Annotated in this window: 29 protein-coding genes and 1 riboswitch; of the genes, 14 read left to right on the top strand and 15 right to left on the bottom strand. The window is 69.2% G+C overall.

Annotation, left to right across the window (positions count from 1 at the left end; all coding sequences use genetic code 11):
* Positions 1-46 precede the first annotated feature (46 nt).
* A complete protein-coding gene (locus LXB15_RS18275; protein ID WP_233949796.1) occupies positions 47-1,048 on the bottom strand; it encodes a D-glycerate dehydrogenase in 1,002 nt (333 codons plus the stop codon).
* A gap of 181 nt (positions 1,049-1,229) precedes the next feature.
* Between LXB15_RS18275 and LXB15_RS18270 the strand changes: the two genes are divergently transcribed.
* A complete protein-coding gene (locus LXB15_RS18270; RefSeq protein WP_233949795.1) occupies positions 1,230-1,775 on the top strand; it encodes an SH3 domain-containing protein in 546 nt (181 codons plus the stop codon).
* 97 nt (positions 1,776-1,872) lie between these two features.
* On the opposite strand, the gene irrA is transcribed toward LXB15_RS18270, so the two are convergent.
* On the bottom strand, positions 1,873-2,340 hold the full coding sequence (irrA, locus tag LXB15_RS18265; RefSeq protein ID WP_233949794.1) for an iron response transcriptional regulator IrrA: 468 nt from the start codon (positions 2,338-2,340) through the stop codon (positions 1,873-1,875).
* Positions 2,341-2,501: 161 nt separating this feature from the next.
* Positions 2,502-2,972 (bottom strand): hypothetical protein, encoded by a 471-nt coding sequence (locus LXB15_RS18260; protein WP_233949793.1) that lies wholly within the window; start codon positions 2,970-2,972, stop codon positions 2,502-2,504.
* Positions 2,973-3,198: 226 nt separating this feature from the next.
* Here LXB15_RS18260 and fabA point away from each other — a divergent pair, with 226 nt between their 5' ends.
* Genes fabA through fabI form a run of 3 tightly spaced genes read left to right on the top strand, consistent with a single transcriptional unit; the run spans position 3,199 to position 5,856 of the window.
* Positions 3,199-3,738, top strand: coding sequence for a 3-hydroxyacyl-[acyl-carrier-protein] dehydratase FabA (gene fabA / locus LXB15_RS18255; protein ID WP_233949792.1), 540 nt, complete (start codon positions 3,199-3,201; stop codon positions 3,736-3,738).
* 34 nt (positions 3,739-3,772) lie between these two features.
* Positions 3,773-4,990 (top strand): beta-ketoacyl-ACP synthase I, encoded by a 1,218-nt coding sequence (fabB, locus tag LXB15_RS18250; RefSeq protein WP_233949791.1) that lies wholly within the window; start codon positions 3,773-3,775, stop codon positions 4,988-4,990.
* Between the two features lie 17 nt (positions 4,991-5,007).
* Positions 5,008-5,856 (top strand): enoyl-ACP reductase FabI, encoded by an 849-nt coding sequence (gene fabI / locus LXB15_RS18245; RefSeq protein ID WP_233949790.1) that lies wholly within the window; start codon positions 5,008-5,010, stop codon positions 5,854-5,856.
* Between the two features lie 17 nt (positions 5,857-5,873).
* Here fabI and LXB15_RS18240 read toward each other — a convergent pair whose 3' ends face one another.
* Positions 5,874-6,575 (bottom strand): helix-turn-helix domain-containing protein, encoded by a 702-nt coding sequence (locus LXB15_RS18240; RefSeq protein ID WP_233949789.1) that lies wholly within the window; start codon positions 6,573-6,575, stop codon positions 5,874-5,876.
* Between the two features lie 61 nt (positions 6,576-6,636).
* Between LXB15_RS18240 and LXB15_RS18235 the strand changes: the two genes are divergently transcribed.
* From LXB15_RS18235 to LXB15_RS18220, 4 genes are read left to right on the top strand one after another with little or no spacing between them, the layout of a single operon-like run.
* Positions 6,637-7,074 (top strand): nuclear transport factor 2 family protein, encoded by a 438-nt coding sequence (locus LXB15_RS18235; protein ID WP_233949788.1) that lies wholly within the window; start codon positions 6,637-6,639, stop codon positions 7,072-7,074.
* Between the two features lie 31 nt (positions 7,075-7,105).
* On the top strand, positions 7,106-7,534 hold the full coding sequence (locus LXB15_RS18230; protein ID WP_233949787.1) for a VOC family protein: 429 nt from the start codon (positions 7,106-7,108) through the stop codon (positions 7,532-7,534).
* A gap of 32 nt (positions 7,535-7,566) precedes the next feature.
* Positions 7,567-7,923: a DUF1428 domain-containing protein gene (locus LXB15_RS18225; RefSeq protein ID WP_233949786.1), complete on the top strand. Its 357-nt coding sequence runs from the start codon at positions 7,567-7,569 to the stop codon at positions 7,921-7,923.
* Positions 7,924-7,927: 4 nt separating this feature from the next.
* The gene (locus tag LXB15_RS18220; RefSeq protein ID WP_233949785.1) at positions 7,928-8,422 is read left to right on the top strand and encodes a VOC family protein; all 495 of its coding nucleotides are present in this window, start codon (positions 7,928-7,930) and stop codon (positions 8,420-8,422) included.
* A gap of 20 nt (positions 8,423-8,442) precedes the next feature.
* Here LXB15_RS18220 and LXB15_RS18215 read toward each other — a convergent pair whose 3' ends face one another.
* From LXB15_RS18215 to LXB15_RS18190, 6 genes are all read right to left on the bottom strand, one after another.
* On the bottom strand, positions 8,443-9,051 hold the full coding sequence (locus LXB15_RS18215) for a thiamine phosphate synthase (RefSeq protein ID WP_233949784.1): 609 nt from the start codon (positions 9,049-9,051) through the stop codon (positions 8,443-8,445).
* Positions 9,048-9,857 (bottom strand): thiazole synthase, encoded by an 810-nt coding sequence (locus LXB15_RS18210; RefSeq protein WP_233949783.1) that lies wholly within the window; start codon positions 9,855-9,857, stop codon positions 9,048-9,050. The genes LXB15_RS18215 and LXB15_RS18210 overlap by 4 nt, the downstream gene beginning before the upstream one ends.
* A 4-nt stretch (positions 9,858-9,861) precedes the next feature.
* On the bottom strand, positions 9,862-10,059 hold the full coding sequence (thiS, locus tag LXB15_RS18205) for a sulfur carrier protein ThiS (protein ID WP_233949782.1): 198 nt from the start codon (positions 10,057-10,059) through the stop codon (positions 9,862-9,864).
* Positions 10,056-11,039, bottom strand: a complete 984-nt coding sequence (locus tag LXB15_RS18200; protein ID WP_233949781.1) for an FAD-dependent oxidoreductase — start codon at positions 11,037-11,039, stop codon at positions 10,056-10,058. The genes thiS and LXB15_RS18200 overlap by 4 nt, the downstream gene beginning before the upstream one ends.
* Before the next feature lie 120 nt (positions 11,040-11,159).
* A riboswitch (TPP riboswitch) is annotated at positions 11,160-11,270 on the bottom strand.
* 590 nt (positions 11,271-11,860) lie between these two features.
* Positions 11,861-12,376 (bottom strand): DUF2937 family protein, encoded by a 516-nt coding sequence (locus LXB15_RS18195; protein WP_233949780.1) that lies wholly within the window; start codon positions 12,374-12,376, stop codon positions 11,861-11,863.
* An 88-nt stretch (positions 12,377-12,464) separates the two neighbouring features.
* On the bottom strand, positions 12,465-13,355 hold the full coding sequence (locus LXB15_RS18190; protein ID WP_233949779.1) for a LysR substrate-binding domain-containing protein: 891 nt from the start codon (positions 13,353-13,355) through the stop codon (positions 12,465-12,467).
* A gap of 104 nt (positions 13,356-13,459) precedes the next feature.
* On the opposite strand from LXB15_RS18190, the gene LXB15_RS18185 reads away from it, so the two are divergent.
* Positions 13,460-13,747, top strand: a complete 288-nt coding sequence (locus tag LXB15_RS18185) for a hypothetical protein (protein WP_233949778.1) — start codon at positions 13,460-13,462, stop codon at positions 13,745-13,747.
* A 39-nt stretch (positions 13,748-13,786) separates the two neighbouring features.
* Here the strand turns inward: LXB15_RS18185 and pnp are convergent, their stop codons facing one another.
* A complete protein-coding gene (pnp, locus tag LXB15_RS18180; RefSeq protein WP_233949777.1) occupies positions 13,787-15,922 on the bottom strand; it encodes a polyribonucleotide nucleotidyltransferase in 2,136 nt (711 codons plus the stop codon).
* Between the two features lie 305 nt (positions 15,923-16,227).
* A complete protein-coding gene (gene rpsO, locus LXB15_RS18175; RefSeq protein WP_163043103.1) occupies positions 16,228-16,497 on the bottom strand; it encodes a 30S ribosomal protein S15 in 270 nt (89 codons plus the stop codon).
* Between the two features lie 254 nt (positions 16,498-16,751).
* Here rpsO and LXB15_RS18170 point away from each other — a divergent pair, with 254 nt between their 5' ends.
* Together LXB15_RS18170 and LXB15_RS18165 are read left to right on the top strand one after the other, a co-directional pair.
* Complete coding sequence (locus LXB15_RS18170) at positions 16,752-17,492, top strand: thioredoxin family protein (RefSeq protein ID WP_233949776.1); 741 nt, start codon at positions 16,752-16,754, stop codon at positions 17,490-17,492.
* 61 nt (positions 17,493-17,553) lie between these two features.
* Complete coding sequence (locus tag LXB15_RS18165; protein ID WP_233949775.1) at positions 17,554-18,327, top strand: VOC family protein; 774 nt, start codon at positions 17,554-17,556, stop codon at positions 18,325-18,327.
* A gap of 2 nt (positions 18,328-18,329) precedes the next feature.
* Here the strand turns inward: LXB15_RS18165 and mutM are convergent, their stop codons facing one another.
* The gene (gene mutM / locus LXB15_RS18160) at positions 18,330-19,220 is read right to left on the bottom strand and encodes a bifunctional DNA-formamidopyrimidine glycosylase/DNA-(apurinic or apyrimidinic site) lyase (RefSeq protein WP_233949774.1); all 891 of its coding nucleotides are present in this window, start codon (positions 19,218-19,220) and stop codon (positions 18,330-18,332) included.
* A gap of 138 nt (positions 19,221-19,358) precedes the next feature.
* Here mutM and ubiE point away from each other — a divergent pair, with 138 nt between their 5' ends.
* Positions 19,359-20,138 (top strand): bifunctional demethylmenaquinone methyltransferase/2-methoxy-6-polyprenyl-1,4-benzoquinol methylase UbiE, encoded by a 780-nt coding sequence (gene ubiE, locus LXB15_RS18155; protein ID WP_233949773.1) that lies wholly within the window; start codon positions 19,359-19,361, stop codon positions 20,136-20,138.
* Positions 20,139-20,154: 16 nt separating this feature from the next.
* Complete coding sequence (ubiB, locus tag LXB15_RS18150) at positions 20,155-21,741, top strand: 2-polyprenylphenol 6-hydroxylase (RefSeq protein ID WP_233949772.1); 1,587 nt, start codon at positions 20,155-20,157, stop codon at positions 21,739-21,741.
* 88 nt (positions 21,742-21,829) lie between these two features.
* Here ubiB and LXB15_RS18145 read toward each other — a convergent pair whose 3' ends face one another.
* Positions 21,830-22,264, bottom strand: coding sequence for a pyridoxamine 5'-phosphate oxidase family protein (locus LXB15_RS18145; protein WP_233949771.1), 435 nt, complete (start codon positions 22,262-22,264; stop codon positions 21,830-21,832).
* Positions 22,265-22,561: 297 nt separating this feature from the next.
* On the opposite strand from LXB15_RS18145, the gene LXB15_RS18140 reads away from it, so the two are divergent.
* A complete protein-coding gene (locus tag LXB15_RS18140; RefSeq protein ID WP_233949770.1) occupies positions 22,562-23,392 on the top strand; it encodes an alpha/beta fold hydrolase in 831 nt (276 codons plus the stop codon).
* Positions 23,393-23,497: 105 nt separating this feature from the next.
* On the opposite strand, the gene LXB15_RS18135 is transcribed toward LXB15_RS18140, so the two are convergent.
* On the bottom strand, positions 23,498-25,861 hold the full coding sequence (locus LXB15_RS18135) for an AI-2E family transporter (protein WP_233949769.1): 2,364 nt from the start codon (positions 25,859-25,861) through the stop codon (positions 23,498-23,500).
* Positions 25,862-25,905: the final 44 nt, after the last annotated feature.

Raw genomic sequence — 25,905 nt, 5'->3', positions numbered from 1 at the left:
GCAAGATGGCGTCGGGAGCCCGGGAAGCGGGCTTCCACGCGGGCGGTCAGTAGCCGCCGGGCAGGATCCGGTCGGGCGGGCGGTGGCCGTCCATCAGCGTGCGGATGTTGATGATCACCTTTTCGCCCATGTCGATCCGCGCCTCGATGGTCGCCGAGCCCAGATGCGGCAGCAGCACCACCCGGTGCTGTTCGGCCAGGCGCAGCAGCCGCCGGTCGATCGCCGGCTCCTCCTCGAAGACGTCGAGGCCGGCGCCGGCGATGCGGTTCTCCTCCAGGAGCCGCACCAGCGCCTTCTCGTTGATGATCTCGCCGCGCGCGGTGTTGACGATGAAGGCATGCGGCTGGATCAGCGCCAGCCGCCGCGCCGACAGAAGGTGGAACGTCGCCGGCGTCGACGGGCAGTTGACCGAGACGATGTCTATGCGGGCGAGCATCTGGTCGAGGCTCTCCCAGTAGGTGGCGCCGAGCTCGGCCTCGGTCTTCGGGCTGACGCGCCGGCGGTTGTGATAGTGGATCTCGAGGCCGAAGGCCTTGGCGCGCCGGGCGACGGCGGTGCCGATCCGGCCCATGCCGAGGATGCCGAGCTTCTTGCCCCAGATCCGCCGCCCGAGCATCCAGGTCGGCGACCAGCCCGGCCAGCCCTCGCCGGAGACCAGCCGCATGCCGCCCTCGACCAGCCGGCGCGGCACCGCCAGGATCAGCGCCATGGTCATGTCGGCGGTGTCCTCGTTGAGGACGTTCGGCGTGTTGGTGACGAAGAGATGGCGGGCGAGGGCCGCCTCGACGTCAATATTGTCGACGCCGTTGCCGTAATTTGCGATCAGCTTGAGGCGGGGCCCCGCCTGCTCGATCACCGCGCGGTCGATGCGGTCGGTGACGGTCGGCACCAGCACGTCCGCCTCGCGCACGGCGGCGACGAGTTCGGGCTGTTCGAGCGGCCGGTCGGTCTCGTTGAGGCGCGTCTCGAACAGCTCGCACATGCGCGCCTCGATCGGGGCCGGCAGCTTGCGCGTGATGATCACGAGCGGTTTTTCGCGCGTCGTCATCGGCCACGATCCTTTGAACTCAAGACGTTGTTAACCGAAGCGGACGATTATCGATCCGAGAGCCGAGCGCCCCTCCTAGCAAGCCGGGACGCCGAAAACAAAGAGTTTCCCGCGCCCCGTCCGGCCGGCGGCGCGGCGGCCGGCAGCCGGGCTGCCGGGCCGATCGTCTGGAGTATCGCCCATGTTCGCTGCCCTTTTCCGCCGTTCGCTGCTCGCGCTGGTCGGCGCCGCGGTTCTCGCCACCGGGGCGATCGCCCCGACGGCCCCGGTGCTGGCCGTCGAGGTCGGACCCGTCTCGAAGCTGCCGCTGCCGCGCTATGTCAGCCTCAAGGCGGCGCGGGTGAACCTGCGCATCGGCCCGGGGCGCGACTATCCGGTCAGCTGGCTGTATCTCAAGCCCGGCCTGCCGGTGGAGGTCGTCCAGGAATACGAGCTCTGGCGCCGCATCCGCGATTCCGAGGGCACCGAGGGCTGGGTCTATCACTCGCTGCTGTCGGGCGAGCGCACCTCGATCGCGGCGCCCTGGCTGAAGGGCAAGGCGACGATGATCGACGTGCATGCCAATCCCGCCACGGATGCGCCGCTGACCGCGCGGCTGGAGCCGGGCGTCGTCGCCCCGGTGACGGAATGCGGCTCCGGCTGGTGCCAGCTCGCCGTCATGGACCGCCAGGGCTACGTGCGGCAGCAGGAGATCTGGGGCGTCTATCCGGACGAGAACTTCCAGTAGGCGCAGCGCCGGGCATTCCCGCCATCCCTGCATGAAAAAGGCCCGGCGCGCTTGGCGACCGGGCCTTTTCTTACGGTAGAGCGAGGGATCGCGCCGGTCAGTCGGCGGCGACGGCCTCGGCATTGTCGGCGGTCGCGGAAGGCGCCTTGCGGCGCAGCCGCACGACGACGTCGACATTGACGATCTCCATGCCTTCCGGCGGCTCCGGCAAATGGTCGAAGCGCAGGCTGCCGTCCGGGATGTCGATCATCGCATTGTCGTCCTCGACGAAGAAATGGTGATGATCGGAGGTATTGGTGTCGAAATAGGTGCGCTGGCCCTCGGCGGAGAGCGGCCGCACCAGGCCGGCATCGGTGAACTGGTGCAGCGTGTTGTAGACCGTGGCGAGCGAAACCGGCTCGCCGGCCTTGTGCGCCTCGGCGTAGAGTTCCTCGGCCGACAGATGGCGATCACCGACCCCGAACATCAGGTTGCAGAGCGCCACGCGCTGCCGTGTCGGACGAAGCCCTACGGAACGCAGGCGTTCGAACACGCAGAAACGGGTGGGGCGCGGCCGGTTATCCATCGCAAATGCCCGATATTTCGAGTTTTCGTCCAAGTGAGGGGGTTCCTTACGGAGACGCCCTCGCACGTGCAAGACATAATAAGGCAGAACGCCTTTCGCCACAAACTCTTTGACCGGCCGGTGCGCGCTGCGCCGGCGGGCGCGGCCGGCCGTCGCCTGGCTCAGCCGCAAAGCTGCCGGAAGGCCTCGACCGCCCGGCCGGAGCCCGCCAGCGGCACGACATAGCGCCCGGCCGGGCTCGCCACTTCCGCCGCGCGCCCCTGCGCCAGCGCATCCAGCAACGCCGTCATCTCGCTGGCCGGTGCGACATGGACCAGCGTCGAGAAGTCGCGCTCGCTGCCATCGCGCGCCTCGGTCTCGAAGATGAATGCCGTGCCGTCGACGCTGACCGGGACGGTATAGTCGCCGCCGGTCGGCAGATGCGCCGGAAAGCCGGAGAAGGTCAGCTCGACGCGGCCCGGCGCCACGCAGGTCAGGGCAAGGCCGGTGAACGAGCCGCCGACCTTGAAGCCGGCCGTCCGGCCCGCGACCGCCCAGCTCTGCGCGCTGGCGGGGGGAGCTGCCGCCAGGGCTGCCGCGAGGACGAGGACGGCGCCGATCCGCCGGGTGGCAAGCGTTGTTCTGGGCTGCAATGCGATAGGCTCCGGTCCCCTCCGCGGGACGTTGGTGACGAAGAGGCGCAACCTATCGAAAAACCCCGGCCCCGACCATATTTCGCCGGGCTCCGGCGTGACGGCCCGGCCGATTGCGGGAGACGGATCCCGGGGGGCGGTTTCCAGCGCGGCGACAGCCATGCTAAGGGCGAGCCGAGAGCGGCCCGCAGATGGCCGCGCACATGAGGGGCGGATACGACGGACCATGGCGACGCAAAAGACCGCATTCGACTACGACGATCTCATCGCCTGTGGTCACGGGCAGCTCTTCGGGTCGGGTAACGCCCAGCTTCCGCTGCCGCCGATGCTGATGTTCGATCGCATCACCGAGGTCAGCGAGACCGGCGGCGAGTTCGGCAAGGGGACGATCCGCGCCGAATTCGACGTCAATCCGGACCTCTGGTTCTTCAAGTGCCATTTTGAGGGCGACCCGGTGATGCCGGGCTGTCTCGGCCTCGACGCGCTGTGGCAGCTGACCGGCTTCTATCTCGGCTGGCTAGGCGAGCCGGGCCGCGGCCGCGCCCTCGGCGTCGGCGAGGTGAAGTTCACCGGCCAGGTGACGCCGAAGGTGAAGCTCGTCGAATACGGCGTCGAGTTTCGCCGCGTCATGCGTTCGAAACTGAAGCTCGGTATCGCTCACGGCTGGATGAAGGCCGACGGCGAGGTCATCTATCGCGCCAGCGACCTGCGGGTCGGCCTGTTCGTCGATGCCGAGGATGCGGCTCCGGCGGATGCGGCCGGCTGATGGGCGCGATCGCGGCGAGCAAGGGGAGCGGGCAATGAGACGCGTTGTCGTGACCGGCATGGGTATCGTCTCCTCGATCGGCAACAATGCCGACGAGGTGGCGCAGTCGCTGAAGGAAGGCCGCTCGGGCATCAGCTTCGCGCCGGAATACAAGGAACTCGGCTTCCGCAGCCACGTGCACGGCCGGCCCACCCTTGACCCGACGACGATTCTCGATCGCCGGGCGATGCGTTTCCACGGCGGCGGCACGGCGTGGAACCACGTGGCGATGGACCAGGCGATCGCCGATTCGGGGCTGTCGCCGGAGGACATCTCCAACGAGCGCACCGGCATCATCATGGGCTCCGGCGGCGCCTCGACGGCGACCATCGTCCAGGCTGCCGATACCACCCGCGAGAAGGGCCCGAAGCGCATCGGACCGACCGCCGTGCCGAAGGCGATGTCCTCCACCGCCTCGGCGACGCTCGCCACCTGGTTCAAGATCAAGGGCGTTAACTATTCGATCTCGTCCGCCTGCTCGACCTCCAGCCATTGCATCGGCAATGCCGCGGAGATGATCCAGTGGGGTAAGCAGGACGTCATGTTCGCCGGCGGCTGCGAGGACCTGCACTGGACGCTGTCGGTGCTGTTCGACGCGATGGGCGCTTTGTCCTCGGACTTCAACGACCGGCCGGACGTCGCCAGCCGCGCCTATGACAAGGACCGCGACGGCTTCGTCATCGCCGGCGGCGCCGGCGTGCTGGTGCTGGAGGAATACGAGCGGGCGAAGGCGCGCGGCGCCAACATCCTCGCCGAGATCGTCGGCTACGGCGCCACCTCGGACGGCGCCGACATGGTCGCGCCGTCGGGCGAAGGCGCCGTGCGCTGCATGCGGCAGGCGCTGGCCGGTCTCGACGGGCCGATCGACTACATCAACCCGCACGCCACCTCGACGCCGGTCGGCGACCGCATGGAGGTCCAGGCGATCCGCGAGGTGTTCGGTTCGGACATCCCGCCGATCTCGGGAACCAAGTCGCTCACCGGACACTCGCAGGGCGCCACCGGCGTCCACGAGGCCATCTACTCGCTGCTGATGATGAAGCACGGCTTCATTGCGGGCAGCGCGCATATCGACGCGATCGATCCGGAATTCGCCGACCTGCCGATCGTTCGCGAACGGCGCGACGGGGTGCGGCTCGACCGCATCCTGTCGAACTCGTTCGGCTTCGGCGGCACCAATGCCTGCCTCGTGTTCCAGCGCGTCGCGGACTGATGATCGGAAAGGGCACCATGGGCGATCTGATGGCCGGAAAGCGGGGCCTCATCATGGGCGTCGCCAACCACAATTCCATTGCGTGGGGCGCCGCCAAGGCGCTCTCGGCGCACGGCGCGGACATCGCGCTGACCTACCAGGGCGAGGCCTTCGGCCGCAGGGTGCGGCCGCTGGCCGAGGAGATCGGCTGCAAGCTGGTGATCCCCTGCGACGTCGAGGACGTCGCCTCGCTCGACCAGGTCTTCGAGACGCTGCAGGCGGAGTGGGGGTCGATCGACTTCGTGCTGCATGCCATCGCCTTCTCCGACAAGTCGGAGCTGAAGGGGCTGTACGCCGACACCTCGCGCGAGAACTTCACGCGCACCATGCTGATCTCCTGCTTCTCCTTCACCGAGGTCGCCAAGCGCGCCGCCGCGCTGATGCGCAATGGCGGCTCGATGGTCACCATGACCTATGGCGGCGCCGTCCGGGTGATGCCGAACTACAATGTCATGGGCGTTGCCAAGGCGGCGCTCGAGGCGTCGGTGCGCTATCTCGCGGCGGATTTCGGCCCGCGCAACATCCGGGTCAATGCGGTCTCCGCCGGCCCGGTCCGCACGCTGGCGGGCGCCGGGGTCTCCGATGCGCGGCTGATGTTCAACTTCCAGCGCCGCAACGCGCCGATGCGCCGCAACACGACGATCGAGGAGGTCGGCGGCGCCGTGCTCTATCTGATGTCGGAGCTCGCCAACGGCGTCACCGGCGAGATCCACTACGTCGATTCCGGCTACAACATCATGTCGATGCCCTCGCTGGACGAGCTGAAGGCGCAGGAGCACCGCAAGGCGATCGTCGAGGGTGACGAGATACCCGAAAACGTGAAGTAGCGCCGGGCGCCGCCCGCTCAGCCGGGCGGCGCCGCCTTGGCCGGCAGCGGGAACAGGGCGACGAAGCGCGCCGCGAGCGCCCGGTCGCCGGTGATGCGCAACGCGCCTTCCGCCTCCAGCGCCGCCAGATCCTGGCCACCATAGATCGCCGCGGCGATGACCGTCGGCGCACCGGCGAAGACGACATCGGCGCCCTCGGTCGGCCCCGGCGCGATCTCGATCCGCCCGGCGCCGAGATCGGCCACGTAGGTTTCTACCCCCAGAACGAACCCGATCCGCGCCGCCAGGCCGTCGGCGCGTCCGGGGTCCAGCATCGTGCGCAGCGACAGCAGCAGCGAGGCGGCGCTGAACGGCAGCGTCGGGTCGTGGCGCGGCGAGCGCGCCGCCCAGCGGCCGAGCGCCTGGAAGATCGGCTCGCTCTCCTGTCCCCACTCCGTCAGTTCGTAGACCTGCGCCCCGGATGGCGGCGGCAGCCTGCGCCGGATCACGATGCCGGCGGCTTCCAGCCCCTCCAGCCGCTGCGTCAGGACATTGGCGCTGATCCCCGGCAGGCTGGCCCGCAAGGCGCTGAAGCGTTTCGGTCCCCAGTAGAGCTCGCGCATCACCAAGAGCGCCCAGCGCTCGCCGACAAGGTCGAGGGCGTGGGCGGCGGCGCAGGAGTCATCGTAGTGGCGGCGTCGGCGGGTGTCAGGCAACTCAGTTATTTTTTCTAATTTCATGGTTGTCATTTATAACCGAGTGGGGCATGACTAGCAAACGGAACGCGAGGAGGAGCGCGGGATGGGTGGCATCGAGGCAAGAGCCATACGGGACCTGATCGACGCGCGGAACCAAGCGGTCCGCGCCGGCGACACGGCCCTTGTGATGGCGGCGATGGCCGAGGACGTCGTGACGTTCGACCTGGCGCCGCCGCTGCAGCTGGTCGGCGCCTCCGCCCGCGACGCCGCCGGCATGGAAGAATGGCTGGCGACCTGGGATGGCCCGGTCTCGGTCGTGATGCCCGACCCGACGGTGGTGGTCGAAAGCGACCTCGCCTTTGCCCACGGGCTCAGCCGGATGCGCGGCATCAAGCGCGGCGAGGGCCCGGTCGACCTGTGGTTCCGTTCGACCCTTTGCCTGAAGCGCGGCACCGACGGCTGGTCGCTGCTGCACGAGCACCATTCGGTGCCGATGAAGATGGACGGCAGCGGCCTCGCCGCCACTGACCTGCGCCCCTGAACCGACCCACCGAACCGAGGAGAACACGCCGATGCCCCGGATGATCTTCGTCAACCTGCCGGTCGCTGATCTCGCGCGATCCATCGCCTTCTACGAGGCGCTGGGAGCGACGCGGAACCCGCAATTCTCCGACGACACCGCGGCCTGCATGGTGTTCTCGGACACGATCTACGTGATGATCCTGACCCACGCCAAGTTCGCCGCCTTCACGCCCAAGGCGATCGCCGATTCCCGCGCCACGACCGAGGTGCTGATCGCGCTGTCGGCCGACAGCCGCGCCGCGGTCGACGCGATGGTGGACGCCGCCGCGAAGGCCGGCGGTTCGGCCGACCCCGTGCCGGCCAAGGACCACGGCTTCATGTACAATCGCAGCTTCGAGGATCCGGACGGCCATATCTGGGAGCCGGTATGGATGGACCCTGCCGCGGTGGCGGGACGTGAGGAGACCCGGGCGGCCTGACCGGCGCGCCCGAAGAGATCAGGGAGAACAGCATGGATTACATCGACGGATTCGTGATCCCCGTCCCGGCCGAGAACCGGGAGGCCTATCGCGCCTTGGCCGCCAAGGTCGCGCCGATCTTCATGAAGCACGGCGCCAAGCGCCTGGTGGAATGCTGGGGCGACGACGTGCCGGACGGCAAGGTCACCGACTTCCGGGGCGCCGTGAAGGCCAAGGACGGAGAGGTCGTGGTCTTCTCCTGGATTTCCTGGCCCGACAAGGCGACCCGCGACGCCGGCATGGCCAAGGTGCGGGAAGACCCGGAGATCGACACGAGCGCCGGGATGCCGTTCGACGGCCAGCGGATGATCTTCGGCGGCTTCGAGACCATCGTCGACGAGAGCAGATAGGCAGGTGTCGAAGCTCTCGCTGTGCCTGTGGTTCGACGAGGCGGCCGAGGAAGCAGCGCGCTTCTATGTCGAGACCTTCCAGGCCTGCGGCCAGCCCGCCGGCCTGGGCGACACCATGCGCTACACGGAAGGCTCGCCCCGTCCGGCGGGCAGCGTCCTCAGCGTCGGTTTCACCTTGGCGGGGCAGGACTTCATCGCCCTCAATGGCGGGCCGCATTTCACCTTCACGCCGGCCATCTCGCTGTTCGTCACCTGCGCCGACCAGCCGGAGATCGATCGCTTCTGGGAGGCGCTGCTGGTCGGCGGAAGCCCGCAGCGCTGCGGCTGGCTGACCGACCGGTTCGGCGTCTCCTGGCAGGTCGTCCCGGCCAGGCTTGGCGAGATGCTGCGCGACCCGGACCGCGAGCGGGCGGGCCGGGCGATGCAGGCGATGCTGGGCATGGTCAAGCTCGACATCGCCGCGCTGGAAGCAGCCTACGCCGGCGGACGGGCGGGTTGATCATCAAGCGGCCGCGGCGCTCACCGCCAGGAGGCCGTCGCCGCCAGCCATTGCCGCGTCCGCGCTTCCGGGTCGGCGTGCCGCGTCACGTCGGTGACGACCGCCGCATAGTCGGCGCCCGCCTCGAAAACTTGCGGCAGGTTCTCGGCGGTGATGCCGCCGATCGCCACCAGTGGCAGGTCGCCGATCCGCTCGCGCCACCGCGTCAGCTTGGCGGGCGTCTGCGGCGCCCATTTCATCGCCTTGAGCTTGGTCTCCCAGATCGGGCCGAGCGCCACATAGTCCGGCGCCGCGGCAAGGGCGGTGGCGAGCTCTGCCCGGTCGTGCGTGCTGATCCCGAGCCGCAGGCCCGCGGTCCGGATCGCAGCAAGATCGGCCTCCCCCAAATCCTCCTGGCCGAGATGCACGAAGTCGCATCCCTCCGCGATCGCCAGCTGCCAGTGGTCGTTGATCACCAGCGTGCAGCCATGCGCCGCGCAGACCGCCCTGGTCCGCCGCACCGCGTCGCGCAGCCTCCCGGGCTCCATGTCCTTGGCGCGCAGCTGCAGCAGCTTCACCCCCAGGGGCACCAGAAGCTCGGCCATCTCGGCGTCGTCGACGATCAGATAGAACGGATCGAGCCGGGTCATTCGCCGCCGCCGAGCATCGCCTGGCCGAAAACCGGCGTCGAGGGGGCCGCCATGTCGCGCGGGTCCATCGGGTCGGCCAGGTAGGCGAGCCGTCCGGCCTCGACCGCCCGAGCGAAAGCCCGGGCCATGATCACCGGATCGCCCGCCCGCGCCACCGCGGTATTGAGCAGCACGCCGTCATAGCCCAGCTCCATCGCGGCGGCAGCATGCGAGGGCAGGCCGAGTCCGGCATCGACGATCAGCGTGAGTTCCGGGAAATGCGCCCGCAGCTGGCGCAGCCCGTAGCGGTTGTTGAGCCCGAGCCCCGAGCCGATCGGCGCGCCCCACGGCATCAGCACGCGGCAGCCGGCCTCCGCCAGCCGGTCGGCCACCGACAGGTCCTCGACCGTGTAGGGCAGCACCTTGAACCCGTCCGCGACGAGGATCCGCGCCGCCTCGACCAGGCCGAACACGTCCGGCTGCAGCGTCTCGGCGTCGCGCACCACTTCGAGCTTGATCCAGTCGGTGGCGAACACTTCGCGGGCCATCTGCGCCGTCGTCACTGCCTCGCGCGCCGAGTGGCAGCCGGCGGTGTTGGGCAGCACCTTCACGCCGAGTTCGCGGATCAGCGCCCAGAAGGCCTGGCCGGCGCGCCCGGCGCCGGACTCGCGGCGCAGCGACACGGTGACGACGTCGACACCGGCAGCCTTGACGGCGTCGGAGAGCACCTGCGGCGAGGGGTAGAGCGACGTGCCGAGCATCAGCCGCGAGCCGAGCCGCGTCCCGTAGATGTCCATGCCATCGGGAATGTCAGCGGGTCCGTCCATGGTCTCAGCCTCCCTGCATCGGGGCGATGATCTCGACCGCGTCGCCTTCGGCGAGCGGCGTGTCGGCGCGCGCCTCGCAGGGCACGAAGTCGCGGTTGAGCGCGGTGGCGACGATCGCGCCCTGGTAGCCGAGTTCGAGAAGCAGAGCCTCCAGCGTCGTCGCCGCGACCGTCTGCGCCTCGCCGTTGACGATTATCCTCATGATGCTGCCTTCAGTTCTTCGCCGGTGACGAGGGCGACGGCCTCCGCCGCCATTGCCGGCGACAGCAGGAAGCCGTGCCGGTAGAGCCCGTTGACGGCGATCACCCGGCCGCGCCGGGAGACCCGCGGCTGGTTGTCGGGAAAGGCGGGCCGGATGCCGCTGCCGGTCTCGACGATCTCCGCCTCGGCGAAGGCTGGATGCAGCGCATAGGCGGCGTTGAGAAGGTCCACCATGCCGCGCGCCGTGACGCCGCGCCGGTCGCCGGTCTCCACCATCGTCGCGCCGACCATGAACAGGCCCTCGCCGCGCGGCACGACATAGACCGGCCAGCGCGGATGCAGCAGCCGGACGGGGCGGGACAGGGAAATGTCCTGGCTCTTCAGAATCAGCATCTCGCCGCGCACCGGCCGCAGCGCCGGCAGGTCGTCCGCCGCAGCGAAGCCGCGGCAATCGACGATGGCGTCGTGGTCGAGCGTCCCGGGGTCGACGGCGCTGCCGAAGTGGATCCGGCTGCCGGCCCCTGTCACCCGGGTCGCGAGACTCTCCAGCGCCAGGCGCGGGTCGAGATGGGCTTCGGCGGGGAATAACAGCGCGTCGCCGAAGCGGCCGGCCAGATCTGGCTCGAGCGCCGCGATCCGGTCGGCCCCGATGCGCTCGTGGCCGCTCGTGCGGCGGGCAAAGGCGGCGAGGTCGGACAGGTCGCGCCAGGGCGCCACGACCAGCGTGCCGCGGCGTTCCACGCCCGGCACCGCCGCCGCCCACCAGTCGATCCCGGCGAGGCCCGGCGCGACGATGACAGGGCCCGCGTGCTCGGCCTCGCAATACGGCGCCAGCATGCCGCCGGCAAGCCACGACGCCCCGCCTGCCCCCAGCCGATCCGCTGCCTCGAAGATATCGGCCGTCTGCCGGCGCTCGGCGAGCTTCGCCGCGGTCACGAGCCCCGCCGCACCGGCGCCGATGATGGCGATGCGCCGGGTCACGCCGGTCCCGCGCCGGGGCGGCTCGAATGGCTGGCGGGCATCGCGTCCTCCGTTCGGGTCGGGTTCGCAGGCGGAAGGAGGGGAACGGGAGCGCGGCGGGACCCGCCGCTGGGGGGTCCGCTGTTTGCCGTGTGCCATCCCTCCGCCAGTACGAACTGGATCAGGTTCGAAGGGTCGCCACGCGCTCTGGTGGCCTCTCAGTTCCCTGCCGGAACTCCCCTTGGATGAGGGGGAATCTGTGCGGGCGGCGTGGCCATGTCAACGGCATGAGGCCGTTCTCGCCGTCCAGCATGCGTCGTGATCGACTGAGATGTCGTTGGAGATCGCCCTTCGGTCAGCGGGCAGGTGTCCGGGAGGAGGCGCCAACCCTCCCCGAAGGCGTCATCCTCGGGCTTGACCCGAGGACCCATGCCAAACCGCTGCCGCCGCCGACCGCCTCTCAGAACGGGGCGCCCCGCCGCAACGGGAGCGGCGGTTGCCGCGCGGAGGAATGGGTCCTCGGGTCAAGCCCGAGGATGACGCCGGGAGGAAGGGAGCGGCCTGTCGCAACCGTCGCAGCAAGCCCCGCCCGCAAGTCTCGCGGTACTGCACCACGCCCTCTCCGTCGTAGCACCAACCTCCCTGAAGGCGTCATCCTCGGGCTTGACCCGAGGACCCATGCCAAACCGTCGCCGCCGCCGACCGCCTCTCAGAATGGGCGCCCCGCAGCAGCGGGAGCGGCGGTTGCCGCGCGGAGGAATGGGTCCTCGGGTCAAGCCCGAGGATGACGCCGTGAGGATGGCAGCGGCTTGTCGCGACCGCCGCAGACCGTGGCGCCCGCCTCACCCGCCCGCCATCCGCCGCGCTCGACTTCGCTGCCGCATGCGGACGGCGCCGTGGCAGCACGCGCCGCCGGCCCAGCCGAGCCCGAAGCCGGCCAGCGTCAGCAGCAAGCCCTCCAGCGAGACCGGCAGCGCCGGTCGGTAGTCCTCGCCGGTCCGCCGCGCGATCGGCCAGTCCGGGTCGCTGGCGGCGATGAACGGCCGGGACAGCGGCGCGGCCTCGATCAGCGCGCGGTAGCGCCGCTCGACCGCCTCGAACCGCGCGATCGTCGTTTCGGCATCGGCGCCCTGCCGCACGACCAGCGTGTCGGCGTTGCCCCGCAGCCGCTCCAGCGCTTCCTGCCGTGTCAGGGCAAAGCTGCGGGCGCCCTCGTCGAACCGCGCGACGACCGCGCGAAGCTCGTCCGCCGCGCCGCCGAGCCGCTGCAGATATTGCTGGGTGAACTCGACCGACTGGCTGAAGGTGAGGCCCAGAAGCATGGCCGCGAACAGGCGGATCAGCAGCGCCGACATCATGCGTTCTCCACAGGGCCTTCGGGGGCCTGCCATCGCACGACAACGCCGCGCGGGGCTTGCCCGATCCGTGTGTCGGCGGAAAGCCGCCTCACGCGAACAGCCGCGTGCCGCGCTCGCCGCCGGCCCGGAAGCTGGCGGCGACATGGTCGGCCAGCGCCTCCACCACGGGCCCGGCGCCGTCGCGCCGCGCCAGGGTCATCCGGTAGGAGCCGAGTGCCGGCAGCCCGCGTTCGGGGCCGAGCCTGACGAGACTGTCCGACACGACGCTGAGCGGCAGCGGTGCGACGGCGAGGTCGGCGGCGACCGCGGCGATCTGGCCCTGGCAGAACTCGCTGCGATAGGCGAGGCGGTAGTCGATGCCGGCGCGGTCGAGGGCGCCCAGGGCCATGGCGCGCCAGGAGCAGCCGTGATCGGCCAGCGCCAGCGGCAAAGGCCGCGTCTCCGCTGCCATGCCGCCCCTCGCGCCGATCCACACCAGCGGCTCGGTATGGATGACGTTCGGCCCGTCCGCGGCGGTCTCGCTGGCGTGGATGGCGATGTCGATCTCGCCGGCGGCGCACAGCCGCTCCAGCTCCACCGTCCGGTCCAGCAGCACCGCCACCTCGACCCGCGGGTGGGTCTCGGAGAAGCGGCGCAGAATGTCGGGGATGGCGATCATGCCGGCGTCGTTCGGAACGCCCAGCCGGACGCTGCCCTCACAGGAGGGCGCGTTGAAGCGCGTGAAGGCCTCGTCGTTGAGCCGCAGCAGTCGCCGCGCATAGCCGAGGAAGACCTCCCCGTCCGGCGTCAGCGCGACGTGCCGCGCATCGCGCCGGAACAGCGCGCGGCCGACCATGTCCTCGAGCTTCTTGACCTGCAGGCTGATGGCGGACGGGCTGCGGTGCACCCGCTCGGCGGCGCGGGAGAAATTGCCGGTGTCGGCGATAGCCACCATGGTCCGGGCGAGATCCATGTCGAGATTGGGAAGCGTGGCCGGCATCGGGATTGCCCTGTTAGAGAAACTCAAGGAGAACTTTATAGCTTCTCGTTTCTCTAATCAATGAGCAGACCTCATATTGATGGAAACATCGATTGGAGGTTCTCATGCTTTACCCTGATTCCGACATCCGCCGTTTCGGCGACGAAGAGGCCGACCTGCCGCGTTCCGGGCTGGTCTCGCGGCTGAAATCCTGGACCGTCGAACGCCGCCGCCAGCGGCTGCGGCGCGACGCCTTCAACACGCTGCTGCGGGTCGACGCCCACATCCTCGCCGACGTGACCGGGCTCACCCGCGCCCAGGTCGAACACGCGGCGAAGCTGCCGCTGAGCGTCGACGCCGTCGAGGCGGTCCGCGTTCGCCAGGGCGTGAAAACGCAAAAGGCGCGCCCGTGAGGGCGCGCCTTTCGTCAGGTGGACGGAAGATGGGGCCGGTCAGGCCGCGTCTTCGGCCTTGTCGCCGGCGATTTCCTGGCCGGTCGCCTGGTCGACGACCTTCATCGACAGGCGGACCTTGCCGCGCTCGTCGAAGCCCATCAGCTTGACCCAGACCTTCTGGCCTTCCTTGACGACGTCGGTCGTCTTGGCGACGCGCTCGGCGCCGAGCTGGCTGATGTGCACGAGGCCGTCGCGGGCGCCGAAGAAGTTGACGAAGGCGCCGAACTCGACGGTCTTCACCACCGTGCCCTCGTAGATCTCGCCGACTTCCGGCTCGGCGACGATCGAGTGGATCCACTTCTTGGCGGCCTCGATCTCCTTGCCGGAGGCCGAAGCGATCTTCACCGTGCCGTCGTCCTCGATGTTGATCTTGGCACCGGTCTTCTCGACGATCTCGCGGATGATCTTGCCGCCGGCGCCGATGACGTCGCGGATCTTGTCGGTCGGGATCTGCATGACCTCGATGCGCGGCGCGAACTCGCCGAGCTCGGCGCGGCTCGACGACAGCGCCTTGGCCATCTCGTCGAGGATGTGCAGGCGGCCGCCCTTGGCCTGGTCGAGGGCGATCTGCATGATCTCCTCGGTGATGCCCTGGATCTTGATGTCCATCTGCAGGGCGGTGATGCCGGCCGACGTGCCGGCGACCTTGAAGTCCATGTCGCCGAGATGGTCCTCGTCACCGAGGATGTCCGACAGCACCGCGAAGCGCTCGTCTTCCTTGATCAGGCCCATGGCGATGCCGGCGACCGAACGCGCCAGCGGAACGCCCGCGTCCATCAGGGCGAGCGACGTGCCGCAGACCGTCGCCATCGAGGACGAGCCGTTCGACTCGGTGATCTCGGAGACGGCGCGGATCGTGTAGGGGAACTGCTCCGGTGCCGGCAGGATCGGGCGCAGGGCGCGCCAGGCGAGCTTGCCGTGGCCGATCTCGCGGCGGCCGGGCGAACCCATGCGGCCGGTCTCGCCGACCGAGTAGGGGGGGAAGTTGTAATGGAGCAGGAAGCGCTCCTTGTACGTCCCGGTCAGCGCGTCGACGAACTGCTCGTCCTCGCCGGTGCCGAGCGTCGCGACCACCAGTGCCTGGGTCTCGCCGCGGGTGAACAGCGCCGAGCCATGGGTGCGCGGCAGGACGCCCGCCTCCGACACGATGGCGCGGACCGTCTTCAGGTCGCGGCCGTCGATGCGGTTGCCGGTGTCGAGGATGTTCCAGCGGACGATCTTGGCCTGCAGCGACTTGAACACGCCGGAGACCTGCTCCTTGGTGTAGGTCGTTGATTCCGCGCCCTCGGGCAGGAAATGCGCCATGACCTTCGCCTTGACGGCGTCGACGGCGGCGTAGCGGGCCATCTTGTCGGTGTTCTTGTAGGCCTCGCGCAGCTCGCCCTCGACCAGCGAGAGCATCTCCTGCTCGAGCGCCGAGCGGTCGGGCACCTGATGGTCGCGGGGCTCCTTGGCGGCGTGCTCGGCGAGCTTGATGATCGCGTCGATCACCGGCTGGAAGCCGCGGTGGCCGAACATCACGGCGCCGAGCATGACGTCCTCGGCCAGCTCGTGGGCTTCCGATTCCACCATCAGCACGGCGTCTTCGGTGCCGGCGACAATCAGGTCGAGCTTCGACTCGCCCATTTCGTCGACATGCGGGTTCAGCTTGTACTCGCCGTTGATGTAGCCGACGCGGGCGCCGCCGATCGGGCCCATGAACGGCACGCCCGACAGCGTCAGGGCGGCGGAAGCCGCGATCATCGCGACGACGTCCGGATCGTTCTCGAGGTCATGCTGCAGGACGGTGAGGACGACCTGCGTGTCGTTCTTGTAGCCTTCGGCGAAGAGCGGGCGGATCGGCCGGTCGATGAGGCGCGAGGTCAGCGTCTCCTTCTCGGACGGACGGCCCTCGCGCTTGAAGAAGCCGCCCGGGATCTTGCCCGCGGCGAAGGTCTTCTCCTGGTAGTTGACGGTCAGCGGGAAGAAGTCGAAGCCCTGCTTCGGCTGCTTCTCGGACACGACGGTCGCGAGCACGACGGTCTCGCCATAGGTCGCGAGCACGGCGCCGTCGGCCTGGCGGGCGATCTTGCCGGTCTCGAGGGTGAGCGGGCGGCCCGCCCAGTCGATTTCCACCTTGTGGGTATTGAACATGTTCTTGCCTTTTCATCCTGCGCTCCGTGGTGCCCGCCTGGGGCGCCGGAGCCGGAGCGCGTTTCGTGGTCGAAACGCGTCACGGGCAAGACGACGGGAGGCTTCGCGGGAACCTCGTCGGTTCCGCCGCGGTGGCCTGGCCACCGCGTTTTCCGGAAGCATCCGGCAATCCTGCCCCATGACCGTTCGGTGGTCGGACGCCGCGACTGGTTCGCGGTGCCCGGGGCTGTGGCGCTTCCTTGCGGGGCGCCGAAATGCGACCGGCGGGCCCCGGGTTCAACCAGGGCCCGCCGGAGCTGAATGGATTAGCGGCGCAGGCTGAGGCGGCCGATAAGCGTCTGGTAGCGCTCTTCTTCCCGCGACTTCAGATAGTCGAGGAGGCGGCGGCGCTGCGAGACCATCTTCAGAAGGCCACGACGCGAGTGGTTGTCCTTCTTGTGGTCCTTGAAGTGACCGGTCAGGTTGTTGATGCGCTCGGTGAGGATCGCCACCTGGACTTCCGGCGAACCGGTGTCGCCTTCCTTGGTGCCGTATTCCTTCATGAGCTCTGCTTTACGCTCAAGCGTGATCGACATCGAAATCCCTTTCTTGGAAGTCGTGAGGGTTCGGTCGCCCTTGGCCGGGATGTCGTCCAGCGAGGGCCATGAATGCGCGGGCGGACGAAAGGTCAGCGGGCGCCTGCCGCATATAGGCCAAAAACGCGGCGATTGCTAGCGGCTCCGGGCGGGGCTCCTTCGGCTCACGGAGCACCGGCCGGCTTTGACATGATCGTAGAAGGTTGATATCAACTCAATTGCAGAATGCCGGTAGCGCTGATCAGGAGGACGCCATGCAGCCGAACCGCATCGTGACCCGTGACGAATGGCTCGCCGCCCGCCTCGCCTTGCTCGCGAACGAGAAGGCCGAGACCCGGATGCGCGACGAGAATCGCGCCAGGCGCCTCGACCTGCCCTGGGTGGCGGTCGAGACCGACTACCGCTTCGCGACGCCGCAGGGCGAGAAGACGCTGGCCGAGCTGTTCGACGGCCGCAGCCAGCTGGTCGTCTACCATTTCATGTTCGGCCCCGACTGGGACGCCGGCTGCCCCGGCTGCTCGTTCCTCGCCGACCATCTCGACGGCACGCTGGCGCATCTCAACCACCACGACGTCACGCTCGTCGCCGTGTCGCGGGCGCCGCTCGAAAAGCTCGAGGCCTACAAGCGCCGCATGGGCTGGCACTTTCCCTGGGTCTCGTCGCAGGGCAGCAGCTTCAACCGCGATTTCCACGTCTCCTTCAGCGAGGACGAGATCGCCTCGGGAAAGGTCCGCTACAATTTCGAGGAGATCCCCGCGGCCCGGGCGGCGACCGAGCTGCCCGGCCTCAGCGCCTTCGCCCGGGACGAGCAGGGACGGATCTTCCATACCTATTCGAGCTACGGGCGCGGCCCCGAGGAGCTGATCGGCACGCTGATGATCCTCGACCGGGCGCCGAAGGGCCGCAACGAGGGCGAGACCATGGATTTCGTCCGCCGCCACGACGAATACGAGGGCGGACCGCATGCCGAGGGTCGCAGCATCGCGGCGGAATGAGCCACGGCCGGCGCCGGGAAATCCGGCCGGCCACCGAACGACAGACGGAGAGGGACGGCGCATGCGACAGGGTGACTTCATCTGGTGCGAGCTGATGACCGACGACGCCAAGGCGGCGGAAGGGTTCTATCGCGACGTCGTCGGCTGGACGGCGGACGAGACCGGCGTCGCCGGGATCGCCTACACGACCTTCAAGGCGGCCGGCGCGCCGGTCGCCGGGCTGATGGCGCTGGAGGCAGAGATGCGCAGCGGCGGCGCGCGGCCCGGCTGGCTGGGCTACGTGTCCGCCGAGGATGTCGACGCAACGGCGCGGCGCGTGACGGAACTGGGCGGCGTGATCCACCGCGACGCTGAGGACATCCCCGGGGTTGGGCGCTTCGCCGTGGTCGGTGCGCCGGACGGCGCGGTCTTCGCGCTGTTCAGGCCGAGCGACGGCGGTGACGGCCCGCCGCGCGGCCGGATGCAGCCCGGCCATGTCGGCTGGCACGAGCTGATGGCCGGCGAGCTGGAGTCCGCCTTCGCCTTCTATGCCGAGCTGTTCGGCTGGGTGCGCACCGAAGCGATCGACATGGGGCCGATGGGCACCTACCAGCTCTTCGCCGCCCGCGCCGGCGAGGACGCGATCGGCGGCATGATGACCAAGCCGGCCGACGTGCCGGCCTGCTTCTGGCTGTATTATTTCAACGTCGAGGCGCTCGACCCGGCAATCGAGCGCGTCAAGGCCGGCGGCGGCTCGCTGCTCAACGGTCCGATGGAGGTGCCGGGCGGCGCGTGGATCGGCCAGTGCCTCGATCCGCAGGGCGCGATGTTCGCGCTGGTGGGGATGCACCGCTAGGCTCAGCGCTGGCAGACCGGGCAGAAGAAGGTCGAGCGGCCGGACTGGACGATGCGCCGGACGACGCCCCGGTCTTCCCGCGGGCAGGGCTCGTCCTCGCGGCCATAGACGGCGAAGCTGTGCTGGAAATAGCCGAGCGAGCCGTCGGCCTGGCGATAGTCGCGCAGCGACGAGCCGCCGGCGGCGATCGCGTCGGCGATCGTCGCGCGGATTTCCGTGGCGAGCCGCTCCAGCCGCTGGCTGGCCCCGCCGTCCTTGCGCACGATCGTTCCCGCGGCGCGGCGCGGCGACAACCGCGCCCGCCACAGCGCCTCGCAGACATAGATGTTGCCGAGCCCGGCGATCACCCGCTGGTCGAGCAGCACCGCCTTCAGCGGCGCGGCGCGGCCGGCGAAGAACGGCGCCAGCGCCGTGCCGGACAGCTCGTTCCCCGTCGGCTCGATCCCGAGCCCGGCAAAATGCGGATGCGCGTCGAATGCCACCCGCTCGATCAGGCTCATGTAGCCGAAGCGGCGCGGATCGTTGAACACCACGCTGGCGGCGGCACCGTCCCGCGTCGTCAGCTGGAAGCGCACGTGGTCGTGCAGGCGATCGCTGGAGCGCGGATGCGCGAAGACGCCGGGCACGACGGCGCCTTCGGGGCTCTCGATGCGGAACGAGCCGGACATGCCGAGATGCATCGCCAGCACCAGCCCGCCCTCGATCTCGGCGAGGAGATATTTCGCCCGCCGGCCCAGCGCTTCGATGCGCCGGCCGGCCAGCCGTTCGGCGAAGCGCTCGGGCAGCGGGAAGCGCAGATCCGGCCGCGACAGGACGATATGGTCGATGCGCGCTCCCTCCATCACGTCGACGAGGCCGCGGCGGACGGTCTCGACCTCTGGCAATTCCGGCATTTTCGATTAAGTCCCTGATCCATGGCCGCGCCCGCCGGGGTGCGCCCCGGCGTCTCGACCCGTCGCGCCGGCCCGCGAGGCCTGCGTCAAGCCCACTATCCCGCATCCGGCCGATGCGATGCAACGAAGGTACCACCCATGTCGCGTACCCGTGCCACCGGAGCCGAAGCGATGGAGACCGCCTACGGCTTCTCCACCGTCACGGGCCGCGAGGAAAAGCAGGCGCGGGTCAACGAGGTGTTCCACCGCGTCGCCGAACGCTACGACCTGATGAACGATCTGATGTCCGGCGGCCTGCACCGGCTCTGGAAGGGCGCCATGGTGTCGTGGCTGGCGCCGCCGCATCGCACCGGCTGGCGCTTCATCGACGTGGCGGGCGGCACCGGCGACGTCGCCTTCCGCATCGTCGAGGCCTCGTGCCGCAAGGCCTCCGGCACCGTCCTCGACATCAACGCCTCGATGCTGGGCGTCGGCGCCGAGCGGGCGGTCAGGCGCGGCCTGGGGGACAATCTCGTCTTCGTCGAGGGCAACGCCGAGCAGCTGGCGCTGCCGGACTCCAGCTTCGACGCCTACACGATCGCCTTCGGCATCCGCAACGTGCCGCGCATCGACTCCGCACTCGCCGAGGCCTACCGCGTGCTCAAGCCGGGCGGGCGCTTCCTGTGCCTCGAATTCTCCGAGGTCGACATGCCGGTGCTCGACAAGGTCTACGAGGCCTGGTCGTTCCGGGCGATCCCGAAGATCGGCGAACTGGTCGCCCGCGACCGCGAATCCTACGAATACCTGGTCGAATCGATCCGCCGCTTTCCCAACCAGGAAAACTTCGCCAGTTCGATCCGCGCCGCCGGCTTCGAGCGGGTCACCTATCGCAACCTGTCGGGAGGCATCGCCGCCATCCATTCCGGCTGGAAACTCTGACGGGATCTAGCGACCTTTGGCCCATCCCGTAACCGGCACGATCGCCCTCATCCGGGCCGTGTACGTGCTCGCCCGCGAGGGCGTCATCGCCTCCTTCCCGGCGGAGGGCCTGCCGCCCGGCCCGGCGATGCTGCATGGCCTGGCGCGCCTCATCGCGCGCGGCTCGGCCGACGAACGCGCCCGCTCGGACAATCTGTCGCGGGCGCTGCACCGGCTGGGTCCCTCCTACGTCAAGCTCGGTCAGTTCCTCGCCACCCGTCCCGACCTCGTCGGCGTCGAGACGGCGCGCGAGCTCGGCACGCTGCAGGACAACGTGCCGCCGTTCCCGCGCGAACTCGCCGTCGCCGAGATCGAGACGACGCTCGGCCGGCCGCTCGCCGCGCTGTTCGTCGACCTCGGCGAGGTGGTGGGCGCGGCCTCGATCGCGCAGGTCTACAAGGCCCGCATCCGCAACGAGGACGGCAGCGAGCGCTTCGCCGCGGTGAAGGTCATCCGGCCCGGCATCCGTGTGCGGTTCCGCCGCGAGCTCGACACCTTCGCCTTCATCGCCCGCTTCCTCGAGCGCTACATCCCGGCGGCCCGAAGGCTGCGCCCGGTCGCCGTGGTCGAGACGCTCGCCCAGTCGACCCGCATCGAGATGGATTTGCGGCTGGAGGCGGCGGCGGCCTCGGAAATGGCCGAGAACACGGCAGACGATCACGGCTTCCGGGTGCCGGCGATCGACTGGGAGCGCACCGGCCGCGACGTCGTCACCATGGAGTGGATCGACGGCATCAAGATGAGCAATGTCGCGGCGATCGCCGAGGCGGGGCACGATCTGAAGCAGCTCGGCGTGACGGTGGTCCAGTCGTTCCTGCGCCAGGCCATGCGCGACGGCTTCTTCCACGCAGACATGCACCAGGGAAACCTCTTCGTCGCGCATGACGGGACCGTGGTGGCGGTGGATCTCGGCATCGTCGGGCGGCTCAGCGACGAGTCCAAGCGCTTCCTCGCCGAGATCCTCTACGGCTTCATCCGGCGCGACTATCGCCGCGTCGCGGAGCTGCATTTCGAGGCCGGCTACGTGCCCCGGACGCAGGACGTCGCGAGCTTCGCCCAGGCGCTGCGGGCGATCGGCGAGCCGATCTACGGCCAGCCGGCCGAGACCATCTCCATGGGCCATCTCCTGGCGCTGCTGTTCGAGGTCACCGAACTCTTCGACATGCGGGCTCGGCCGGAACTCGTGCTGCTGCAGAAGACCATGGTCGTGGTGGAGGGTGTCGCGCGCACCTTCGACCCGAAGTTCAACATGTGGGTGGCCGCCGAGCCGGTCGTCTCGGACTACATCCTCCACGAGCTCGGCCCTGCGGCGAAGCTGCGCGAGGCCCGCGACGGCGTCGAGGCGATGCTGCGGCTTGCCCGGCGGGCGCCGGAGCTCGCCACCGGCCTCGAGATCCTCGCCAAGCAGATGCCCGATCTCATCGAGAACGGCATAAGACTCAACGACGACACGCTGAAGGACCTGGCGTCCGAGAAGCGGGCGAGCATCATGTCCGGGCGCGTCGCCCAGTGGGTGATCGCCCTGTCGCTGCTGACCATCGCGGGATCGCTGGTCTTCGGCTGACCGCCGGCTCTGAGGCTCCTAACGAACGGAACCCGGCGCCGCCTTTTCCTGGGAGGCGCCGGTATGTCCGATCAGGTGACCTGCGCGGTCAGGGCGTGATGTCGCCCTCGTCCTTGCCGTTCCAGTAGTGGATGCGGTCGGCATGGACCTTGATGAGCACCACGCCCGGCGTGTCGATGCCGTCCTCGAACCAGTAGTCGAGGTCGGCATTCCAGTGCGCCTCGAATTGCGCCTTGTCGCGGATCAGCTCCGCGCTGCCTTCCACCGAGATGAACAGCGGCGGCTTGCCGAGCAGCCCCGCCTTGCCCTGGAACGACAGGCCGACCTTCCGGTCGCGTTCGATGTCGGCGACGGTGCGCGCCTCCTCGTAGGTGAAGAAGAACGAATCGCCGTCGTAGTCGACGTCGCGGTTGTTGCTCATCGGCCGCGCCGCGATGTCGCCGGCGGCGGTCTTGGTGGAGAGCATCGCGAAGTCGATGTCGCGCATCGCCTCGGCAAGGTCGGATAAGGTCATCTGGCTCATGGAAAGGCTCCGTTGTTGTCGGGGCCTAACGCGGACGGCGGCTCGCGGGTCCATCCAGCCGCGGTCCGATCGTCGCAGGTCGGTGGCTACGACCGGATTTCGGCCCTGGCGCGGGCACCCGGCCCGGCTGTCAAAAAACCGTCGGGCACGGCACGATATACCGCCCGGGCCGGATGGTCCGGCCCGGCCCGTCCAGGATGTCCCGGCAGGCCGCAGCATGGCATTCGCGCAATCATGCCGGCAGCGGTGCTGGACCACCCGCACCCTCCGGCCTCCCATACCGAAAGGATGCATAGCATGGGCATGGTGACGACGACGGACGGTGTCGAAATCTATTTCAAGGACTGGGGGCCGAAGGACGCCCAGCCGATCGTGTTCCACCACGGCTGGCCGCTGACCGCCGACGACTGGGACACCCAGATGCTCTTCTTCCTCGCCGAGGGCTATCGCGTCGTCGCCCATGACCGGCGCGGCCACGGGCGCTCGACCCAGGTGGGCGAAGGCCACGACATGGATCATTACGCCGCCGACACCGCCGCCGTGGTGGCGCATCTCGACCTGCGCAACGCGGTGCATGTCGGCCATTCCACCGGCGGCGGGCAGGTGACGCGCTACGTCGCCCGCCACGGCGAAGGCCGGGTGGCGAAGGCCGTCCTGATCGGCGCCGTGCCGCCGCTGATGCTGAAGACCGAGGCCAACCCGGGCGGCCTGCCGCTCGAGGTGTTCGACGGCTTCCGCCAGGCGCTCGCCGCCGACCGGGTCGGCTTCTACACCGACGTCGCGAGCGGGCCCTTCTACGGCTTCAACCGGCCGGGCGCCAAGGTGTCGGAGCCGATCGTCGGCAACTGGGTCCGCCAGGGCATGATGGGCGGCGCCAAGCCGCATTACGACGGCATCAAGGCGTTCTCGGAGACCGACTTCACCGAGGATCTGAAGGCGATCGAGGTGCCGACGCTGGTCATGCACGGCGACGATGACCAGATCGTGCCGATCGGCGCCTCCGCGCATCTGTCGTCGAAGCTGCTGAAGAACGGCACGCTGAAGGTCTACGAGGGGCTGCCGCACGGCATGTGCACCACCCACGCCGACATCGTGAACCCGGACCTGCTCGCCTTCATCCGGTCCTGACCGGCTGGGCGGCCGGGCGGGCTGTCGCCGGCGGCGATTGCCTGCCCCGGCACCGTCCGGCCCGATCGGGCGATGGCGGGCGCCGCCTGCCGTCGCCAGCCCAGCTCAGTCCGGAACCGGCTGGGCGACCGCGGTCGAGGGCTTTTCCGGCTCGCGCGGCTCGGGCTCGACCGCTTCCTCTCCGGTGATGGCCGAGACGACGTCGGCGGCCATGGATTCCAGCAGCGTCAGTTCCTCTTCCGACAGTTTGCGCGGCTTGGCGTCGAACAGGCTGAGCGCCCCCAGCACCACACCGTCCGCCGTCTTCAGGGGCGCGGCGGCGTAGAAGCTGGTTCCCCAGAGCCGCAGTGCCGGATGGTCGGCGAAGCGCGGGTCGCGCCGCGTGTCGCTGACGACGAGCAGATCGCCCTCCGCCACCGCGTGATCGCACAAGGCCTGGTCGCGCTGCAGGATGATCATGTCGGTGCCGTCGTCGGTCTTCGTGCCGGCGAGGTCGATGCTCTGGCCGATGACGTATTCCTCCGCCGCGCTCATCACCGAGATCACCGCGAACTTGACGTCGAAGACCGCCGCCGCCCGCTTGGCGAGGGCGTTGAGGTCCTCGCGGGCGTGGCCGTCGAGAATGTGGGTCTCCATCAGGGCCTGCACCCGCGCGGCCTCGTTCTCGGGCAGGTCGGAGACCGGACGCGCGAGGGCCTTTTCCGGCGCGATCATCCGCTGGATCCGCAGGACCGCCTCCTGCACCGTCGTGACGATCTCGTCGGCGCCAAGCGAAGCGATCGCGCCCGGTTCCAGGATCGCCGGCGGCGCGTTCCACAGGGCGACGACGATCCGCTTGTCCGGCCAGCGGTTGCGCAACCGCCGGCAGAACGCCTTGATCGACAGGGCGGGCTCCCGGCTGAAATAGCTGAGGCAGATGATGTCGATCCCGTCGAGGTCGAGATTGTTGACGTAGCGCGTGCTCACCACTCCCTCGCGCCGCTGCACGGCCGGCAGCCCCGCCAGTCCGAGCGCATGGACGAGCATCTCGCACGCCAGGCTGTCGATCTCCCACCGCCCGCCGATGCAGGCGATCCGGGGGGCGTCGCCCGGTGCGATCGCCGGCGGATACTCTTCCTTCAGATCGTCGAGCAGCGCGTCCATGCCGTTGAAGACGCGCTGGCGATGCTCCGGGCGGGCATTGCTCAGATAGTCCTCGCTGACCTTGCGAAGCACCTCGATGCCGTGGTCGTTGTAGAATTCCACCACGTCGTCGTCCTCGATCGTGTCGTCGACGATCTCGATGGCGTCCTCCGGCTTGTCGGCGATCAGCCGCTGGTAGATCCGCGTCGGCACGTCCAGCACCGGCGTCGAGCCGAGCAGCGTGTCGAGGAATCCGAGCTGCGGGTTGCCGCGGCCGAGGACCAGCAGGCAGACCGTCAGCGGGGTGGACAGGATCAGCCCGATCGGCCCCCAGAGCGCGGTCCAGAAGGTCGCCGCGGCGATCAGCGACATCGCCGACAGCCCGGTGCTGGTGCCGTAGAGCAGCGGCTCGACGACGTTGTTGCTGATCAGTTCCAGGAACAGGATCAGCGCCAGGGTCCAGATGACCATCTGCCAGCCGTCGCCGACCGCGAAGGCCAGCGCCAGCGGGAACACCGACGACAGCAGCGGCCCGAGATAGGGGATGAAGCGCAGCACCGCCGCGAGCGCCCCCCAGAGCAGCCAGCCGGGGACGCCGATGAACCAAAGGCCGAGCGCCATCGGCACGCCGTAGGAGACGTTCACGATGACCTGCATCAGCAGGTATTTCGAGATGCGCTTGGCGGCGTCCTCCAGCGCGTCGGTGGACTGGTGCAGGTTGCCGCCGAGAAGCCGGATCAGGCGGTCCCGCATGTCGCCGCGATCCAGCAGCACGAGGAACAGGAAGACGATCACGATGCCGGCGGTCGCCAGCGGCTCCAGCGCCGGCGTCAGCCATTCGAGGGCGGTCTCGAGCGGCCTTCCCTCCGACTCCACCGTCTGCACGCGGAGCGGCGGGACTTCCTCCGGCTGGTCCGTCTCGACTTCCTGCTGGACCGAATCCACGGTCCGCATGACCCCGTCGAACATTCCCGGGGCGCGGATGCTCGCGCCGACGTCGCGGACTTTCTCGCGAATGGTGGTCTGGTAGGACGGCAGTTGGGCGCTCAGCGTCGCCAGTTGCGAGGCGACGAGGAAGCCGAAGGCGGTGAGGGCCATCGCCAGCGTCAGGATGACGACGATGACCGACACCGGTCGCGGCAGCCCGCGCCGCGTCAGCCAGGTCACCAGCGGCTTCAGCGCGAAACCGATGAGGAACGCGATTGCCAGCGGCGTGAGGACGTTCTGCCCGAGATAGAGCGCCGCCACGATGATCGATACGACGACCAGCCAGGCGGCGATCCTGACGATGTCCGATGGATCCGCCGCAACGTGCTGCGTGGCGTCGCCAGGCTGGGTACCGCGCACGGCATCCTCCAATGGCGGCCAGGATGGCCGCGGTTGCACCCGCC

Source organism: Aurantimonas sp. HBX-1 (genome assembly GCF_021391535.1).
Lineage (GTDB): Bacteria > Pseudomonadota > Alphaproteobacteria > Rhizobiales > Rhizobiaceae > Aurantimonas.
The sequence above is the reverse complement of the archived record's forward strand: the minus strand, read 5'-3'. Positions and strand labels throughout refer to the sequence as shown.